Raw genomic sequence first — 17,385 nt, 5'->3', positions numbered from 1 at the left:
CAGCGCCCTGAACTAAGCACTCTGCACTCATTACCGTGAATCAACTTCTGTGAACTGGAGAACCGTGAACCATCGCGAAGCCCTGCAACGCATCCTTTTGCCGAAACGTGGCGAACCTTTCGATGTCTGCATGCTGTATCTCATCGAATCCGCGCAAAACAAAGAACGCTTGAACTGGAATACCCGCACTGATGTCACCGTGCCGGCCGGTGCGGAAGCTAGCTTCGAAACCTACTTCAATGCCTTCCCCGCATCGTATTGGCGCCGCTGGTCACAGCTGGACTCCGTCGTATTGACCATGAAGGTCGTCGGTACTGCCAATATCGCGGTGTACCGCTCCAAAGTCGATGGCACCCGAGTTGGGGTGAGCAACCATTTGATTGCCGATGACACCCTGGACATCGAGCTGCCACTGAAGAATTTTGAAGACGGTGGTTGGTACTGGTTTGATGTCACCGCAGAAACAGACACCATTATTAGCGAAGCCGCCTGGTGTGCTCCACACGCGCCGAAGCCACAAACGCTTCCCGACGGGTCCACCATCGAGCCTGCTGCGAAAAAAGTCGCTGTCGGCATCCCGACGTTCAACCGCCCAGCCGACGCCGTTGCTGCGTTGCAGGCGCTGGGGGAGGATCCTGTCGTCGAACAAGCTATTTCTCACGTGCTCATGCCGGACCAGGGCAACCAGCACCCAGCTGACGAGCCCGGCTATGACGACGCGGTAGCTGTATTCGGCGAACGTTTCCGCGAATTCCGACAGGGCAACCTGGGTGGTTCTGGTGGTTATTCGCGCATCATGTACGAGTTTGTGGAAAATACTGACGCGCCGTTCGTGTTGTTCATGGACGACGATATTGCCATCGAACCGGATTCCATTTTGCGTGCCGTGCAGGCAGCCCGTTTTGCGGCCAGCCCGATTGTCGTTGGTGGACAAATGTTGAACCTGCAACAGCGCGCACAATTGCGTACCACAGGCGAAATGATCCAAGGCCACGACTTTATGTGGGGGCCAGCCCCATATGGTGTCTACGACCACGACTTTTCTGAATACCCGCTGGGCTACACGCTCACCGAAGAACAACAGCGCAACCCGCACGCGAAAAGCAGTGCAGACTTACACCGGCGTGTCGATGTCAGCTACAACGGCTGGTGGATGTGCTTGTTCCCACGCGTGGTTGCCGAAACCGTCGGCCAGCCACTGCCTCTGTTTATCAAGTGGGATGATACGGAATATTCCTTGCGTGCTTCCGAGTTCGGCTTCCCGACGGTCACCTGGCCGGGTGCCGCAATTTGGCACATGGCCTGGGCAGATAAGGACGATGCGATCGACTGGCAGGCGTATTTCCACCTGCGTAACCGTCTGATCACTGCTGCTATGTATCATCGCGGCAGCTTCAAGGGCGTGGCACGCTCGATCATGAAATCAAGCTACAAACACGCGCTGTGCATGGAGTATTCCACCATGGCTATCCAAATTGAAGCCATGCGGGATTTCCTGTCTGGCCCAGCGCAACTCTTTGATGTCTTAGAATCGTCGCTGCCACGCATCCAAAAGATCCGACAGAACTACGATGATGCTGTTATATACGAGTCTGCGGCAGATCTGCCAGCGCCGACCGGTGCCAATGTGCCTTTACGCAACGTTGGTGGTCGTTTGGGCAAGGTGAAAAAGATTCCGTGGCTGTTGAAAACCCTGCGCCACATGTCGCGGGAAGCTGACCCGGCGCACTATGAAGCGCCGCAGATCAACCTAAATCCGAAGGATGCGCGGTGGTATAACCTGTCACGAGTTGATTCGGCGACTGTGACCACCGCTGGTGGTACCGGGGTTGCCTTCCGCAAACGCGATAAGCAGTTAACCAGTGAGTTGCTCTCACAAACCCGGCAGCTATTGAAAGATATTGACGCTCGTTTCGATGAGCTGCAGGAAACTTATCGAAGTGCGCGCCCGCAATTGACCGCACGTGAATCGTGGAAGAAGGTGTTTGATGCCCAATAAACCCAGCAAAAACGAACCCAATCAACTGAGCCGGGCAGAATCTCGGGTTCTGCAGCGTATTCAGGCGGTGGCTTTCGATGCGCCGGGTGTGCTGTCGGCTGCTCGTGGGCTATCGCATTTCGGTGAACATGCTGCAGGCTGGGTTGCCAGCGCAGGAGTAGGTGCTGCCGTCGACAAGCAGCGTCGTGGCCAGTGGGTGCGAGTTGGTGCCTCGGCATTGACCGCGCATGCCGCATCGGTGGTGCTGAAACGCATCGTGCGTCGGCGTCGCCCGGATTATCCGTATGTGCGCGTGGGGGTGTCTACGCCATCGAAGTTGTCGTTTCCGTCGTCACATTCGACGTCCACAGCGGCGTTTTGTACTGGGATTTCAGAATTGACGGGTACAAAAATACCGTTGGCAGGTATCCCAGTAATGATGGCATCGCGTATGGTGTTGGGGGTTCATTACCCGACAGATACTCTGCTGGGTGCAATGATTGGTTATGCGACCGCTAAGCGAATGATGAGGCAAGGCTAGATGGAAAACGACGGTCACCAAAGCGTGTTTCATTCGGAACCGCATACCTCCGGCGTGGATACCGGCCGGAAGCGGCAACCTCCGAAAAACTTGCTTGATGGCATGATCAAGGCGCTGCGTCCGAAGCAGTGGGTAAAAAACAGCCTGGTTATCGCGGCACCGGCTGCTGCCGGTGCGGGTGTCTTGCTTGATGGGCGCACGCTTGCCGACGTCGCCTTGGCTTTTATCGTCTTCTGCATGGGTGCGTCCTCGATCTACTTGGTCAATGATGCCCGCGATGTCGCTTCTGACCGCGAGCACCCGACTAAGCGCTTCCGCCCGATTGCCGCTGGGGTGCTGCCGGTCGGCCTGGCCTATGCCATGGCTGTCGGGCTCATTATTGCGGCCGTTGGCCTGTCCTTCTTGGCCTCTGATGGGGTAGGTCTGGCCTCGGTGATTGCGGTGTATATCGCCTTGCAGCTGGGCTATTGCTTTGGCTGGAAGCACATGCCGGTGATTGATATCGGCTTGGTGTCTTCTGGGTTCATGCTGCGTGCGATGGCAGGTGGTGTAGCTGCCGGCATCGAACTTTCACAATGGTTCCTGCTGGTGGCGGCATTCGGTTCCTTGTTTATGGCTTCTGGTAAGCGTTATGCGGAGCTGCTGCTCTCGGAACGCACGGGTGCTAAGATCCGCAAGGCATTGGAGGGCTACACGCCGACGTACCTGCGCTTCGTTTGGACTTTGGCTGCTACCGCCGTCGTTATGTCCTATGCGCTGTGGGGATTTGAACTCTCGCAGGCTACTGAAGGCTTGGCATCGATCATGTACCAGGTTTCCCTGGTTCCGTTTACCATTGCTATTTTGCGTTATGCCTCCAATGTGGACCGGGGTGAAGGTGGAGCTCCGGATGAGATTGCGTTGGAAGATCGCGCGCTGCAGGTGCTGGCATTGCTGTGGATCGCTTGCATCGTGTTGGCTGTGTACATCGTCCCTGCAATTTAAAATCATTTTCAAGTAGCGATTATTTTTGCCTCCCCCTAGACTGCTTTTTAGCTGTGTAACGAAATTGTCTCGGTTTTCGATACACTTACTAGAATCTGCTGCCGCTCTGGTTTTGGCTGATCACCGCATACGGTTGCTTGCTAGCGTTCGATCGAAAAGCTTGGAGCATAAAGGCAGCTTGGAAAAATTTCCGTGAAGGGGAGCAATGACGTCGATCGTGAATATGCGTCGTGCGGTGGTCGCTGCGGTGGCTGCTGTGGCGGTGGCGCTCGGAATGATGGCTAGCCCATCGGTGGCGACCGCACAAGACAACCGGGGCTGGTTGCGCCCGGATGCTACGGGTACCTGTGATTGGGACCCGCATGTAGCTTATTTTGTGCAACGCTGTGACGTATATTCGCCAGCGATGGGGCGTAATATTCCCGTGCAGATCCAGCCTGCTTCTCGTGGTGGCAACGCAGGCCTATATCTTCTAGATGGTTTGCGGGCGAACAACCAACAAAATGGTTGGAACCGCGAGGGCAACGCCCACAAGAAATTTGTTGACAACAACATCACCCTGGTAATGCCAGTCGGTGGCGAGGCATCGTTCTACGCAGACTGGAAAGGCACCCCGAAGTACTTCCCGGGTGAAGAAGACGGCAGCTACAAGTGGGAGACTTTCCTGACTGCTGAGCTTCCTGGCTATCTGCAGCAGCACTTCGGTGTTGCTCCGAACAACAACTCGATTGCCGGACTGTCGATGGGGGCGACTGCGGCGATGAACCTGGCTGGCAAGCACCCAAACCAATTCCGTCAGGCCCTGTCTTATTCCGGTTACCTTTTCACCACCGCACCGGGAATGCAGACCATGATGCGGGTGGCGTTGCTTGATGCAGGTGGCTACAACATCAACGCGATGTACGGCACGATCATTAACCCAGCTCGTTTCCAGAACGACCCATTCCACTTGGTGGGCAACTTGCGTAACACCGACGTTTACGTTTCTGCCGCTTCCGGTATTCCTGGGCCAGCGGATCATAACTTGGCGCCGCAGCACCAGACTCCGGGCATCGTTTTGGAATTTATGTCTATGATCGGCACCCGAGCCTTTGAAGCAAATGCTCGCTTGAATGGTGTTCCTATCACCACCGATTACCCGGGCGTTGGTCTGCACAACTGGTACCAGTTCAACTACCAGTTGGATCGCACTTATGACCGTATCTTGGATGTTATGGGAGCTCGTTAAAAACAAGCCTGAGCTCGTAGCCGGACTGGATGTCGCAACACAGCGACACCAGTCCGGTTTTTTTATTTCTAGCGTGCTCTCTGCTGCTGAAATAATTCTGGAGCTGAATGATCTAATGATTTCTAGGACTGAATCATTTCTGGGCTGAGGATCTTTGTGTATTTTTCTGAGAAGTACCGGAGTGTCTTCCCAACCATCGCCAAGTTAAACCTAAACTTTAGACTTGATAACTACGCGAGTAGGCCAGCCGCATCCCGGAAGCGGGGAACTTCCGGGGTGAGGACGGGCCTGAATTTTGCCTACCCTGTACACACTTTCAAGGAATCATTATGCGACTAGACTCGTCTCGTTCCCCGCACGTTCAATCACAGACTGCCGGTCAGTCACGCGGTACTCGCGGTCGTGCCTGGTTTAAGGCCTTGGCTGTGCCTACCGCCGTCGCTACCGGCTTGGCTGTCGTACCTATTTCGACGCAGGCTCCGGTGGCGCATGCCCAAAGCTCGCTACCAGGAAGCTCGAACCTACTGCCAAAAAACGATGGCCTGACTGACTCAGTTCTTCCGGGCGAAGCTCCACAGCGCAGCACCATCGAAACGGAATACCCGAGTTCCGATGGGCTGCCAGCAGGCGTGGAAATTGATCGTGTGGAATACAAATCGCCCCGCCACGCCTTCGTATACGTGAAGTCCGCTGCCATGCCAGACCAGGAAATGAAGTTCCAGATTCTGCTGGCCCGTGACTATTACGCTAAGCCGAACCAGCAGTTCCCGGAATTGTGGTTGATGGACGGTTTGCGTGCCCGTGAAACCGAATCAGGCTGGACCATCGCGACTGATGTCGAGCAGTATTTCGCCGACAAGAATGTCAACGTTGTGTTGCCAGTCGGTGGTGAGTCGTCGTTCTATTCTGACTGGCAGCAACCAGACAATGGTAAGCACTATAAGTGGGAATCTTTCCTGACCAAGGAAGTCATCCCAATCATGGATAACAAGTTCCGCTCCAACAAGCAGCGGGCAGTCGCTGGTCTGTCCATGGGCGCAACTTCTGCTATCAACATGGCAGAGCGGAACCCACACCTGTTTAATTTCGCAGGTTCGTTCTCCGGATACTTGGATACGACAAGCAAAGGTATGCCGGAAGCGATTCAGATGGCGCTTTCCGACGGTGGCGGCTACAACGCTGAAGCAATGTGGGGGCCGCTGTACAGCCAGGGCTGGATCGACCACGATCCGAAGCTGGGTATCGAGCAATTGCGTGATATGACAGTCTATGTTTCTTCCGGTAGCGGACAGCCGGACTTCGGCGACCCGAACTCCGTTGCCAAGCACGGCCCAAGCTTGCCAGGTGTGGGCCTGGAAGTTATTTCGCGCATGTCGACGCAAACCTTCGTGGACCGTGCCAAGGCCCAAAACGTGGATGTCGTCGCGAAGTTCCGCCCAACCGGTATTCACACTTGGGAATACTGGGAATTTGAGCTGAAGCAGGCCTGGCCGTACATCGCGAACTCTCTGAGCATCCCACAAGAAGGCCGCGCGGCGGAGTGCGAAGTTAAGGGAGCCATTGGAGCCAGCGTTGCTGGCCAGGCGCACTTCGAAGAATGCTTGACTAATGAATACCAGGTGGGCGAGACCAGTGGTGTGGCGCAGGATTTCACCGGCGGTACTGCTTATTGGTCGCCAGAAACCGGTGCGCATGGGGTTTACGGCGCGATCAACGCGCGTTATGCGCAGCTGGGTGGAGCAACCTCGTGGTTGGGCTTCCCGAAGTCCACTGAACTGGGTACTCCAGACGGCAAGGGCCGGTTGGTACAGTTCGAAAACGGCAACATTTATTGGCACCCAGATACTGGTGCTTGGGAAGTGCCGAATGATTTGTTGGAAGGCTGGAAAGAATACGACTACGAGCGTGGCCGTTCCGGGTACCCTACCGGCAAGGATGAACACATCAATGGCGGCAAGCTACAGCCGATGCAAGGTGGCTTCCTAGCGCGGAACCGTGAGGGCAAGACCCACCTGGTCTTCGGCGCAATCGCTAAGAAGTATGCGACCGTGGACAAGGCTGACTTGGGTCTGCCGATCAGCAATGAGTACAAGATCGATGGCGGTTGGTTCCAGCAGTTCGAAAACGGCAATATTTATTTCTCGCCAGAATCCGGCGCCCAGGTGATCAAGTACGGAAAGATTTTCGACGAATGGGGTAAGCACGGTTATGAGAAGGGCAAATTCGGCTGGCCTACTGCGGACTTCGAGTCGAAGCCGGGCGTGAATGAGCAGAAGTTCCAGAACGGAACCCTGCAAGAGATCAACGGTGGCGTACGGGAGAAGTAATGCGATTTACTCGAAGCACAGGTATTCGTAGCGTTGAAGCTCCTCGCAACACTGGGGTGCGGCGTCGGAAAGCGTCGTTGGTAGCGGCGTTGACCACCGGTGCCCTGGTTTTGGCCGCCTGTGGTTCAGCGACCGTAGAAGACGAAGCACCAGAAACCCTGAGCAAATCCTCGACACAGACTACGAAATCCACCGCAGCCAGTTCTACAACCTCGCCGGGGGCCGATAAGGACGGCAAAGACGGTAAGGATGGCAAAAAATCCAGCGAGGGTTCTACGACGGCTAAGTCTGGTTCCGGGCAGAATAATGCCGGGAATAATAACGCTGAACCGGCGCCGCAAGCTGCCGGTGGCCGTGACCGTGGCGCGCAGGAAATCGACGAAATTCCTGAGACGAACCCTTTCGAGGGCGAGAACGCCGCCTTCCTCGATGATGTTCGCGCTCTCGGAGTTGATGTTGCAGGTGTCGAAGGTCAGGTGGTTTCTGCTGGCTATCTGGTCTGTGATGAGCAGACCGCGATCTTACAGGCAGTGGCTGGGCAGCTGATCGGGCAGGAGCGCACTGACAGAGAATTTGAAGATTTGGTTGATAAGTTGACGGAATCCGCGCGCGGGCGCTTTTGCTAGTGCTAGTGCGGTAGTTATGTGCTAGAAAATTCCGCAGTCGTGCTCAATCAAGAAATGTGAAGCTATGAGAAAAGTGCTCACGGTTGTCGCCGTGATCGTCCTGATCGTTCTGATCGGTGCCGGGGTAGTGCAATACCTGAGCGGTGATGATCCGATGGCCCCGGACGACCAGGCTCGTCCTGCCGAAGAAGCGGAAGGGCCAGTGCAACCGGAATGGTGCCCGCGCGTGGAGTTTATTGCTGCGCCGGGCACGTGGGAATCTGCTGCGGATGATGACCCGTTCAATCCACAGGCGAAGCCCCATTCATTCTTGCTGAATGTCACCCGCCCACTGCAGGAGCGTTATGCTCCAGACGATGTGCGTGTATGGACTTTGCCGTATTCTGCGCAGTTTGCCAACGTGCAGAATCAGGATCAACTGACTTATGACCAATCTCGTGAAGAAGGTACGCAGAAGGTGCGTGAGCGCTTGCTTTCCACTCACGGGGAATGCCCGTTAACGGACTTTGCCATGACCGGGTTTTCTCAAGGTGCGGTAATTTTGGGCGATATCGTCAATGAGATCGGTAATCATCGTGGCCCGATCCCTCCCGAGCGGGTTCGTGGTGTTGCTTTGCTTGCCGACGGCCGTCGTACTGCGGATCAGGGCATCAACCCTGGCAATCCCGTTGGTGGGGTTGGTGCCGAGGTGTCGCTGAAACCGGTCGAGGGGCTGGTGCAAAATGTCACTCCGGGTGCGTCAATGCGTGGTGCGCGTGATGGTTTTGGTGCGTTGCAGGATCGTACTTTCCAGATTTGTGCTTCGAGTGACCCGATCTGCGCTGCACCGGAAAGCGTGATTGATGGTTTAGGACGGGCTTTGGAGCTGGCGAATAATTCGCACGCGCAATACGGCACTAATACGGACGTTATTCCCGGAACCACTGCGGATCAGTGGATTAAGAATTGGGCTATCGAGACCATTGATCAGGGTTAGCCAGATAGGTTTGCTCGGAATGTGAACCTCACCAGCGCCGCCACGTTGAAAGCCTTTCGGCGTGGCGGTTTTTCGGCGTGGCGATTCGTGATTGTGAACTAGAACTCATATCATTTGGTGTATATGTTGTAGATGTTAACGTTTCTTATTTTGTTTTCGATAGCACCTGGTAGTTGCATGACTTCTGCGCCAACGTAGGCTGGAATCTTAGATAAACAAAAATTTCCGACCGGTACTACTTGCACCGGTGTTAGTTCAGAGAAGGAATCACCATGGATCTTAAAGCAGCAATGAGTCAGTTTTACGACGGCCAGGGCAACCTGAAACTCGCCCCGCAATTGTCGCTAGTCGGGCTGGCGGAATTGCTCTATCAGGGTGATCTGCACACCGGTGGAGCAGACCGGCATTGTCTGCGCTTCTGGGATTACTCCCAGTCTCGCGAAGGCACTGCGGTTGATTTCACTCGACAAGAGATCAACATTCGCATCAAATCTGTGGCTGCGCGTTTGCAGCAGGTTGCCAAGATGGGCGACCGGGTCGCGATTTTGATGGGAAATTCTCCGGAATACATTTTCGGCTTTGTGGGTGCGATGTATGCCGGTATGGTTCCGGTGCCTCTTTACGACCCGAATGAACCAGGCCATGAAGGGCACCTGACGGCGGTCTTCGCTGATTGCAGCCCGAAGTTGGTGCTTACCAACCGCCCTTCGGCAGCGGCGGTGCGTGATCACTTCAAAAAACTCCCGGCTCGTGAACGCCCCCGTATCTTGGCGGTAGATTCGCTGCCGGATTCCTTGGCTGATTCCTACATCAACCCACAGCAGACCATCGAAGGCCAGCAGCGCATGGCTTCGTCGACGGTAATGCCTATCGACGAACCAGCTTTCTTGCAGTACACCTCTGGCTCTACGCGCACCCCGGCTGGTGTGGAGCTGACGAACCGTTCGATTCTGACCAACGTATTGCAGATCTTCGAAGCAGCTCGCCTGCGCCTACCGCTGCGTTTGGTCTCGTGGTTGCCGCTGCACCACGACATGGGAATTATTCTGAGCTTGTTCGCCACGATCATGGGGCTGCGCAATGAGATCATGTCGCCGAAAGATTTCATCCAGCAACCAGCACGTTGGACGCGCATGATCTCAGCTCGCGAAGGCGACGACAGCAATGGTGTCTACACTGTGATTCCGAACTTCGCATTGGATCTCGCAGTTCGTTACGGCAATGAAGACGGCCTGGATTTCTCGAATATTAACGGCATTATCATTGGTTCAGAGCCAGTGACGGTGAAAGCGCTGAACTCATTCCTGGATGCTTTTGAGCCGAAGGGCTTGACTCGTCGCATGCTGCGTCCGTCGTATGGTCTGGCAGAGGCCTCGCTGATGGTGACCACCCCGCAGACCGAGGATCGCCCAAAGGTGAAGTACTTTGAGCGCGACGAAATTGCGCAGGGCAAGGCTGTGGAGACTGCTAGCGAAGATGGCGTGGCGTTTATTTCCAACGGCGAAGTCGTGCGTCCACAATTTCTGACCATCGTGGACCCAGAAACTAAAGCCGAATTGCCAGATTCCACCGTCGGAGAGGTGTGGTGCCACGGTGACAACATGGCTGCGGGCTACCTGAACCGTCCGGAAGAAACTGCGGCTACTTTCCACAACACCATTGGTGAGCGGCTGGAGGACTCCCGCGTGGCTGATGCTCCGGCGGATAAGTGGATGGCTACCGGTGACCTGGGCGTGCTTATCGACGGCGAGCTGTTTATCACTGGTCGTTTGAAAGATATGATCATCATTGCTGGTCGCAACCATTACCCGCAGGATATTGAGCACACTGTGATGACCGCCAGCGAGCACGTGCGTAGCGATTCCGTGGCTGCCTTTGCGGTCTCCGCAGAAAACACCGAGGAACTCGTGCTGCTGGTAGAACGTGCCGACCAAGCCGAAGAATCCGGAGACGAACAGGCAATTTCCGCCATCCGCGCGGAAGTTACCGCACGCCATGGTGTGCGTCCGTATGATATTCAGTTCCTGGCTCCTGGCGAGCTCTCCCGTTCGTCGGCAGGCAAGATCGCGCGGCAGGTAGCAAAGAAGAAATATGAGGGATCTGAGGGAGAAGCCTAAATGACAGTTGAGCAGCTGAAGAGCTGGCTGACCGAGTGGGTAGTGAAGGTTACTGACCTTCCTGTTGAAGAGGTATCGGAAAACAAGCCGCTGGAAGCGCTGGGGCTTTCTTCGCGCGATGCGGTGATTCTGTCGGGTGAATTGGAAACCTTGCTGGATACCCGGCTGGATCCGACTATCGCTTACGAATACCCCACTATCGCCTCGCTGGCTCAACGGCTGGTCGACGGTCCGGCGGAAGATAGCGCGCGGGCCGGGGCTGCCCAGCAGTCTTACGAGCGTGCCGACGTCGCTGGTGCTGGAAACGGTGCGCATGGCGGCGCCGGTGCCTACGGTGGTGATATCGCGATCGTCGGTATGTCCGCCCGATTCCCGCAGGCAGATGGCTTGGACGAATACTGGAAGCTGCTAGCAGAAGGCCGCACTGCCACAGGCGAGCTGCCGCTGGGGCGTTGGAGTGAGTACCAGTCCGACCCGGTGATGTCGGAAAAGATGGGCAAGATCAATCTCACCGGTGGCTACCTGGACGATATAGCCAGTTTTGACCCGGAATTTTTTGGCCTTTCTCCCATTGAGGCCACCAATATGGATCCGCAGCAGCGCATCATGCTGGAGTTGACCTGGCACGCGCTGGAAAATGCACACCTGCCGGCGAATGAGCTCAAGGGCAAGCCGGTCGGCGTGTTTATGGGTAGCTCGAATAATGACTACGGCATGCTGATCGCCGCTGACCCGGCAGAAGCCCACCCATACGCGCTGACGGGTACTTCTTCGGCTGTGATCCCGAACCGTATCAGCTATGCCTTTGATTTCCGTGGGCCTTCGTTGAACGTGGACACAGCGTGTTCTTCGTCGCTGGTTTCGGTGCACCAGGCGGTGCGCGAGTTGCGTTATGGCTCGTGCGAGGTAGCTATTGCCGGTGGCGTGAACATCCTGGCGTCGCCGTTTGTTTCCACTGCCTTTGGCGAGCTCGGCGTGATTTCCCCGTCGGGCGCTATCCATGCGTTTTCCGATGATGCCGACGGCTTCGTGCGTGCCGACGGCGCCGGTGTAGTGGTGCTGAAGCGGCTTGCCGACGCCGAAGCCGCTGGTGATGAGATCTTGGCGGTGATTAAGGGCAGCGCGACCAACTCCGATGGACACTCGAATGGTTTGACCGCGCCGAACCCAGAAGCACAGATTGACGTGCTGCGCCGGGCTTATGCTGATGCCGGGATTGATCCCGCGACCGTCGATTACGTGGAAACACACGGCACCGGCACGATCCTCGGTGATCCGATTGAAGCCAGTGCGTTGGGCGCGGTGCTTGGCCCGCGCCGGGAAACAGACACTTTGATTGGCTCGGTGAAGTCGAATATCGGCCATTCGGAATCTGCTGCCGGTATTGCCAGCTTGATCAAGGTAGTGCTGTCGATCCAGAACGACACTGTGCCGCCGTCGGTGAACTTCTCGGAACCGAACCGTTATATCGACTTCGAGAAAGAACGCCTGGAAGTTGTCGAAGACCCACGAGAATGGCCTTCGGACAACAAGATTGCCGGTATTTCTGGCTTCGGTTTCGGCGGGACAAACGCGCACGTCGTAGTGCAAAAATACGATGGTGCTCGGGCGTCCGAGAATGTTGCAGCGCAGAAGGCCGTGGAGCAGGACGCTACAGCGCAGGACGCGTTGGCGCACGATGGCGCTGCGGGCGTGGCTACGGAAACTCAGGCGCGCCTGAATAGCGACCACGTGGTGTTGCCGATTTCCGGCCTGGTGCCATCGCGGCGTCGGCAAGCAGCTGGCGATTTGGCTGATTATTTGGAAGACGCCCAGAGCAACAAGGATTTTGATCTGCAGGCTGTGGCACGCACGTTGGCAAAGCGCAACCATGGCCGTTCGCGGGCTGCCATTGTTGCCGCGGATGCCGGTGATGCTGTGAAACGCCTGCGTAAGCTCGCCGAGGGCAAGGCTGCGACGTCTGCGTTTAGCGGAGACTCACCGGAAACCCCGGGCCCGGTATTTGTGTACTCCGGTTTTGGTTCCCAGCACCGGAAAATGGTGAAGGACCTGCTGGAACAGTCGCCGTTTTTTGCTGCGCGAATGACGGAGCTCGACGAGATCGTGGACTTTGAGGGTGGCTGGTCCGTGCTGGAATTGGTCCGGGACGATGAGCAGACCTATAACACCGAAACCGCGCAGGTCGCGATCACCGCAATCCAGATCGCGTTGACGGATTTGCTGGCGCAGTGCGGTGCGCGTCCGGCAGCCGTGATTGGCATGTCCATGGGCGAGATCGCCGCAGCCTATGCTGCCGGTGGCTTGCGCGCCGAGGATGCCATGTTGATCGCCTGCCACCGCGCCCGGCTGATGGGTGAAGGCGAAAATGCTCTGACTGGCGACGCACAAGGTGCGATGGCCGTCGTGGAGCTGTCTGCACAGCAGATTTCGGACTACGCCGAGCAAGAAGAATTTGCTGGTGTGGAACCCGCCGTGTACGCAGGTCCGGGAATGACGACGGTTGGTGGTCCACGGGCCGCGATTCTGCGTTTGGTAGAAAAGCTGGAAGAAGAGGGCAAGTTTGCCCGCGCGCTGGACGTCAAAGGTGCCGGCCACACTTCCATGGTGGAACCGTTGCTTGGCGAGCTCGAAGGTGCCATCGCAGGCATCGAACCTGCTCCGCTGCACACCCCGTTGTTCTCTTCAGTGGACAAAATCCACCACCAGCGTGGTGCGGTGGTGCATAACGAGGATTATTGGCTGGAAATGACACGCCAGCCGGTGTACTTCCAAGATGTTGTCACCAGTGCTTTTGCCCACGGTCACAACACCATGGTGGAAATTAGCCCGAACCCGGTTGCTCTGATGGGCATGATGAACACTGCTTTTAGCGTCGACAAGGCTAATGCGAAGCTGCTGAAGACGCTGAAGCGCAAGGAAGATTCCGCAAACAACCTGGTGGATCTGCTGGCGCAGCTTTATGTTTTGGGCCAACCGGTCGATTTCTCGCAGCTGTATGGCAGCGGTGAGTACGCTGCGGTGCCCAACACACGCTTTAAGAAGCAACGGTATTGGACGAATGCCCGCCCGAGCGCCGGTGCTGCCGGGTTGCCGGGCACCCGGGTGAATTTGCCGGATGGACGCACCGCGTTTTCCGTGGATGCTGACCAGGTGCCTTCGGCGCTGGCGTTGCTGGAAGCAGCTGCCGAGGCGATGCAGCCGGGCGCGCAGCTGGTAGCAGCAGAAGAACCACGCACGTTGCCCGCCCAGGATGAGTTGACGACGATTGCCCAGCGCAATGTCGGTGGTGTGGCGTTGACTGTGCACGATATGACAGCGGACGTTGTGGTTGCAGAAGGTTTTGCCACTACGTTGGCGCTTGCCGACGGCGGCGTTGGTGCACACGCGCAACCGCAGAATTTGGGTGTGGCGCCGATCCCAGAATCGCCGCTGGCTGCTGATGCAACCGGTGCCGAAGGTGCAGCCGCTGCCGCGGCGGCCGGAAACAACCTGGGCATGCCTGGTGCGGGTTCGGCGGTGCGTTGGGATCCGGAGACCGAAACCGTCGAGGAGCGCCTGCGCTTAATTGTTTCTGAGTCTATGGGCTATGACGCAGAAGACCTGCCCGGCGAGTTGCCGCTGATTGACCTGGGGTTGGATTCGCTGATGGGCATGCGGATTAAAAACCGCGTGGAAAACGATTTCCAAATCCCGCCGCTGCAGGTGCAGGCTTTGCGTGATGCGTCGGTGGCGGATGTCGTGGCGATGGTCAACCAGGCCGTTGCGGAGAAACACGGCTCTGCTGGCCAAACACAGGAAAACGGTGCTGCCGTGCGGGATGACCAGAGCTCCTCTGCGAAGAGCTCTGCTGAGCAAGGATCTGCTGATCAGTCTGAACAGTCAGATCAGCTCGAACAGTCCTATGCCACCCAGGCAGAAGGCGTCGGCGTGGCGCCACGCGATGCCGCTGAGCGCCTGGTGTTTGCTACCTGGGCCAGCCTGACTGGCCGCGCGGCCGCTGGTGTCACCAGCACGTTGCCGGAGATCAACAGCGAAGTCGCAGGCAAGATCGCCGAGCGTCTGAGTGAGCGCAGTGGCATGAGCATCGGGGCCGAGCTCGTCGGCAAGGCAGAAAACCTGGAAGAAATCGCCAACGTGGTGCGCGAGGGCCTGGAAACCGACGTCGAAGGCAATATTCGCGTGCTGCGTGAGGGCAGTGCCGATGCGCCGGTGGTGTTCATGTTCCACCCGGCCGGTGGTAGTTCGGTGGTGTACCAGCCGTTGGCGCGCCGCTTGCCGCAAGAGGTTTCGGTCTATGGCGTGGAGCGTCGCGAGGGCAGCTTGGAAGAGCGCGTGGCGGATTACCTGGGCGATATCCGCAAGTATGCGAAGGGACGCCCGGTCATCCTGGGCGGTTGGTCCTTTGGTGGAGCGTTGGCGTATGAGGCGGCTTCGCAGTTGCTTGCCGACGCTGGCAACACTGACAATGCTGATAACGCCGACGACTCCACTCACGGCGTCGACCTCGCCTATATTGCGTTGTTGGATACCACCCAGCCGTCTGAGCCGATTCCGGACACCTTGGATGAGACCAAGGCCCGCTGGGAGCGCTACGCCGCATTCGCGGAACGTACCTACGGCTTGGACTTCCCGGTACCGTATGAGCTGCTAGAAACCGCCGGTGAGGAAGCCTTGATGCAGATGCTGGAGCAGTTCCTGGCTAGCTCCGATGCTTCTGAGCATGGGCTATCCGCGGGGGTTTTGGAACACCAGCGCGCCAGCTTCGTGGACAACATGATTCTGGGCAAGCTTGATTTTGCGCGCTGGGCGGATGTGGACCTGCCGGTGCTGTTGTTCCGCGCGGAACGTATGCATGATGGCGCAATTGAATTGGAGCCACGCTACGCCGATATTGATCCGGATGGCGGCTGGGGTGCTATCGTCGATGAGTTAGAGATCGTTCAGCTGCCGGGTGATCACCTGGCGGTGCCGGATGAGCCAGCGATTGGCATCGTCGCAGAGCACATGGACCGTTGGATGAAGAGCAAGATCCCCGCTGCACGGGAGGAGCACTAGGTGACTAATACCGCCGAGAAACTCGCTGACCTGCGTCGTCGTTTAGAAAAGGCGCAGGATCCTGGTTCGGAGCGGGCGCGGGCAAAGCGTGATGAGGCAGGGCGTACTACTCCCCGGGAGCGCATTAATGCTTTGCTTGACGACGGCTCCTTCATGGAGGTCGGCGCGCTGGGTAAGACCCCGGGCGATGACGATGCGGTGTACTCGGATGGTGTGGTCACTGGGTATGGGCGCATCGGCGGCCGCCCGGTGTGTATCTATGCGCACGATAAGACGGTCTATGGCGGTTCCGTTGGTGTGACGTTTGGCCAGAAAGTCACGCAGGTGATGGATATGGCTGCCCGCATCGGCTGCCCGGTGATTGGTATTCAGGATTCTGGTGGTGCGCGTATTCAGGATGCGGTGACGTCGCTGGCGATGTATTCCGAGATCGCGCGTCGGCAGATGCCGCTGTCGGGGTACGCGCCGCAGATTTCCATCATGTTGGGTAAATCCGCTGGTGGTGCGGTGTATGCCCCGGTGACCACGGACTTTGTTATCGCGGTGGATGGCGAGGCCGAAATGTATGTCACCGGCCCGGCTGTGATCAAAGAAGTCACCGGCGAGGAAGTCAGCTCTGCGGAACTCGGTGGCGCGCGCCAGCAGGAGCGCAACGGTAACGTGCAGGCCGTTGTTGACAGCGAAGAAGATGCCTTTGAGCTGGTGCGTGATCTGTTGGATCACCTGCCGTTGACGTGTCATGATCCGGCGCCGTCGTTTTTGGCGCCTAGTGACGAGGAAGTCGCGTACACCCCAGAGCTCGACGAGTTCATGCCGGATGACACGAATGCCGGTTACGACATCATTGATGTGCTGAAGTTGCTGGGTGATGATGATCAGCTGATTGAGCTGCAGGCAAACTTCGCGCCGAATATGGTCACTGCTTTTGGGCGTATTGATGGTCAGGCCGTGGGTTTTGTGGCAAATAACCCGATGCATTTTGCTGGTTGTATCGACGCCGATGCTGCCGATAAGGGCGCGCGGTTTATCCGCATTTGCGATGCCTACAACATCCCGCTGATCTTCGTTGCCGACACCCCTGGGTATTTGCCGGGTGTGGAGCAAGAAAAGGCCGGGTTGATTCACCGTGGCGCTGGTTTTGCTTTCGCTTTGGTGGAGGCCACTGTGCCGAAGGTTTCGTTGGTGGTGCGCAAAGCCTATGGCGGTGCGTATGCGGTGATGGGGTCGAAGAACTTGTCCGGTGATATCAACTTTGCATGGCCGACCGCGCAGATCGCGGTGATGGGTGCGGCCGCGGCCGTCGTCATGATCCAGGGCAAGCAGTTGGAGCAAACCCCGCCGGAACAACGTGGGTACATGAAGAAACTGTTTATGGACTTTTACGACGAGAATATGACTTCGCCATATGTGGCTGCTGAGCGCGGCTATATTGATGCCATGATCCAGCCTTCGGAGACCCGGTTGAAGCTGCGGCAAGCGCTACGCCAGTTGGCGACTAAGCACGTGGAAGACTTGCCGAAAAAGCACCCGATCGCGCCTATGTAGGTGGAGCT

At 57.1% G+C, this 17,385-nt stretch carries 10 protein-coding genes; all 10 read left to right on the top strand.

The genetic code is table 11. The features are described 5' to 3' along the window. Positions 1-64: 64 nt before the first annotated feature. A complete protein-coding gene (locus L9H78_RS09645) occupies positions 65-1,999 on the top strand; it encodes a glycosyltransferase (protein WP_249617814.1) in 1,935 nt (644 codons plus the stop codon). Then, positions 1,989-2,519 (top strand): phosphatase PAP2 family protein, encoded by a 531-nt coding sequence (locus L9H78_RS09640; RefSeq protein ID WP_023018795.1) that lies wholly within the window; start codon positions 1,989-1,991, stop codon positions 2,517-2,519. Before L9H78_RS09645 ends, L9H78_RS09640 begins: the two co-directional genes overlap by 11 nt. Then, complete coding sequence (locus L9H78_RS09635) at positions 2,520-3,503, top strand: decaprenyl-phosphate phosphoribosyltransferase (RefSeq protein ID WP_027017423.1); 984 nt, start codon at positions 2,520-2,522, stop codon at positions 3,501-3,503. 205 nt (positions 3,504-3,708) lie between these two features. Then, positions 3,709-4,731 (top strand): alpha/beta hydrolase, encoded by a 1,023-nt coding sequence (locus tag L9H78_RS09630; protein ID WP_021353473.1) that lies wholly within the window; start codon positions 3,709-3,711, stop codon positions 4,729-4,731. Positions 4,732-5,060: 329 nt separating this feature from the next. Further along, positions 5,061-7,058, top strand: coding sequence for an alpha/beta hydrolase-fold protein (locus L9H78_RS09625; protein WP_249617813.1), 1,998 nt, complete (start codon positions 5,061-5,063; stop codon positions 7,056-7,058). After that, entirely contained in the window at positions 7,058-7,684 is a 627-nt protein-coding gene (locus L9H78_RS09620) for a hypothetical protein (protein ID WP_249617812.1), read from the top strand. The genes L9H78_RS09625 and L9H78_RS09620 overlap by 1 nt, the downstream gene beginning before the upstream one ends. 64 nt (positions 7,685-7,748) lie before the next feature. Next, on the top strand, positions 7,749-8,660 hold the full coding sequence (locus L9H78_RS09615) for a cutinase family protein (RefSeq protein WP_249617811.1): 912 nt from the start codon (positions 7,749-7,751) through the stop codon (positions 8,658-8,660). 272 nt (positions 8,661-8,932) lie between these two features. Continuing rightward, the gene (locus L9H78_RS09610) at positions 8,933-10,777 is read left to right on the top strand and encodes a FadD32-like long-chain-fatty-acid--AMP ligase (protein WP_249619954.1); all 1,845 of its coding nucleotides are present in this window, start codon (positions 8,933-8,935) and stop codon (positions 10,775-10,777) included. Beyond that, the gene (pks13, locus tag L9H78_RS09605) at positions 10,778-15,832 is read left to right on the top strand and encodes a polyketide synthase Pks13 (protein ID WP_249619953.1); all 5,055 of its coding nucleotides are present in this window, start codon (positions 10,778-10,780) and stop codon (positions 15,830-15,832) included. Beyond that, positions 15,833-17,377: an acyl-CoA carboxylase subunit beta gene (locus L9H78_RS09600; protein WP_249619952.1), complete on the top strand. Its 1,545-nt coding sequence runs from the start codon at positions 15,833-15,835 to the stop codon at positions 17,375-17,377. Positions 17,378-17,385 lie beyond the last annotated feature (8 nt).

The organism is Corynebacterium pseudodiphtheriticum (genome assembly GCF_023509295.1).
Lineage (GTDB): Bacteria > Actinomycetota > Actinomycetes > Mycobacteriales > Mycobacteriaceae > Corynebacterium > Corynebacterium pseudodiphtheriticum.
Note: the sequence above shows the minus strand (reverse complement) of the source record. Positions and strands in the feature narration are given on the sequence as shown.

Excerpts from the sequence above, each read along its gene's own strand:
- L9H78_RS09615 (WP_249617811.1), top strand. The coding sequence starts at position 7,749 with ATGAGAAAAGTGCTCACGGTTGTCGCCGTGATCGTCCTGATCGTTCTG.
- L9H78_RS09620 (WP_249617812.1), top strand. The coding sequence starts at position 7,058 with ATGCGATTTACTCGAAGCACAGGTATTCGTAGCGTTGAAGCTCCTCGC.
- L9H78_RS09640 (WP_023018795.1), top strand. The coding sequence starts at position 1,989 with ATGCCCAATAAACCCAGCAAAAACGAACCCAATCAACTGAGCCGGGCA.
- L9H78_RS09625 (WP_249617813.1), top strand. The coding sequence starts at position 5,061 with ATGCGACTAGACTCGTCTCGTTCCCCGCACGTTCAATCACAGACTGCC.
- pks13 (WP_249619953.1), top strand. The coding sequence starts at position 10,778 with ATGACAGTTGAGCAGCTGAAGAGCTGGCTGACCGAGTGGGTAGTGAAG.
- L9H78_RS09630 (WP_021353473.1), top strand. The coding sequence starts at position 3,709 with ATGACGTCGATCGTGAATATGCGTCGTGCGGTGGTCGCTGCGGTGGCT.
- L9H78_RS09610 (WP_249619954.1), top strand. The coding sequence starts at position 8,933 with ATGGATCTTAAAGCAGCAATGAGTCAGTTTTACGACGGCCAGGGCAAC.
- L9H78_RS09635 (WP_027017423.1), top strand. The coding sequence starts at position 2,520 with ATGGAAAACGACGGTCACCAAAGCGTGTTTCATTCGGAACCGCATACC.